This is a genomic window from Stenotrophomonas sp. HMWF003, from assembly GCF_003061285.1.
Taxonomy (GTDB): Bacteria; Pseudomonadota; Gammaproteobacteria; order Xanthomonadales; family Xanthomonadaceae; genus Stenotrophomonas; species Stenotrophomonas maltophilia_AP.
Genome location: NZ_QAIW01000450.1, coordinates 2,918 through 4,564, shown reverse-complemented (window position 1 = coordinate 4,564; position 1,647 = coordinate 2,918). Strand labels below are relative to the sequence as shown.

Below are 1,647 nucleotides of genomic sequence, written 5' to 3'. Positions count from 1 at the left end.
GTGCTGGTGCTGTTGGTACTCAGCGGCCTGTTGCTGGCCGACCACCTGACCCCCAAGGCGATGGGCGCCCCCAGCAGCGTACTGCCCGTCCAGCCGGCCCAGACCGTCATCGACCGCGAACTGGCCCGCCTGCAGGCCAGCCACCCCGACCAGAGCGGCGTCGCCTTCCTTGCCGACGGGCTGGATGCCTATGCCGCGCGCGCGGTCATCACCGCCCATGCCGGCCGCAGCCTGGACCTGCAGTACTACATCTGGCACGACGACCTGATCGGCCACCTGATGGCGCAGTCCCTGTACGAGGCGGCCGAACGCGGCGTGCGCGTGCGCCTGCTGCTCGATGACATGAATGCCCGGGACAAGGACGCCCTGCTGATGGCGCTCGACGAGCATCCCAACATCGAGATCCGCCTGTACAACCCCTTCCGCAACCGCACCGGGCCGTGGCGGATGGTGGAGATGGTGCAACGCTTTTTCAGCGTCAACCATCGCATGCACAACAAGGCGTGGATCGCCGATGGGCGCGTGGCCATCGTCGGCGGCCGCAACATCGGCGAAGAGTATTTCAGCGCGCGGTCGGACGTGAACTTCCGCGACCTCGACCTGCTGGTGGCCGGTCATGCGGTGAACCAGGCCAACCGTATTTTTGACGACTACTGGAACAGCGAAACCGCCGTTCCCATCGCTGCGCTGGCCTTCCACACCCCGGCCCAGCTGCGCCTGCTGGTGCGCGAATCCGAGCATGAAGCCAAGCGCGATGTCGCCCAGCCGTACCTGCGCCGTGTCCAGCAGTCACAGTCGGCGCGCTCGTACTACCGCGACGCGGTCGAGCTGCACTGGTCACCGAACGTGGAGATCGTCTCCGACCCGGCCATGAAGCACCGCCGCGATGACACGTCGAACTGGCTGGTGACCCGGCTGGTCAGCGAGATGCAGGCCACCCGGCACAAGGCGCTGCTGATCTCGCCGTACTTCGTCCCCGGCGAGGAAGGCACCGAGGGCATGGCCGCCATGGTCAAGCGCGGCGCCCTGGTCGGGGTGGTGACCAACTCGCTGGCGGCCAACGACGTCGCCGCCGTGCACGGGGGCTACATGCACTACCGGGCGCCCCTGCTGCGCAGCGGCGTGCACCTCTACGAACTGAAGGCGCACGGCTATGGCGACCGCAGCGGGCTGTTCGGCAGCAGCGGCGCCAGCCTGCACACCAAGGCTTTCCTGCTGGACGATCGGCGCGGCTTCGTCGGGTCGTTCAACCTCGACCCACGGTCGGCGTACCTCAACACCGAGATGGGCGTGCTGTTCGACGATCCGGTGCTGGGCGCGCAGCTGCGTGCCGAGTACCTGCGCCTGGCCGATCCGGCGCAGAGCTACTGGGTGATGCTGGACGCACAGGACCGGGTCCGGTGGCTGGACCGCGCCGCCCAGCCACCGGCAGTGCTCGACCGGGAACCGGATACGTCGTTCTGGCTGCGTGCCAGCGCGCGCGTCATCAGTTGGCTGCCGCTGGAGTCGCAGCTGTAAGCGACCGCTGGGGGTAGCCACGCATGGCGTGGCGCTACCCGTCGGTCATCGCGATCGGGGCTGCATGCCTGCGTCCACGAACCCTCAGGTCTCGGCCTCGTCGGCGTCCAGGGTTTCCACAGCGCGCCC

1 protein-coding gene is annotated in these 1,647 nt (G+C 68.2%); it reads left to right on the top strand.

Going from position 1 to position 1,647, the window contains the following annotated elements; genetic code table 11:
* Positions 1-1,518 (top strand): phospholipase D family protein (locus tag DBR34_RS19975; protein WP_258224188.1); only part of this gene is annotated, 1,518 nt, incomplete at its 5' end.
* Between the last annotated feature and the right edge of the window lie 129 nt (positions 1,519-1,647).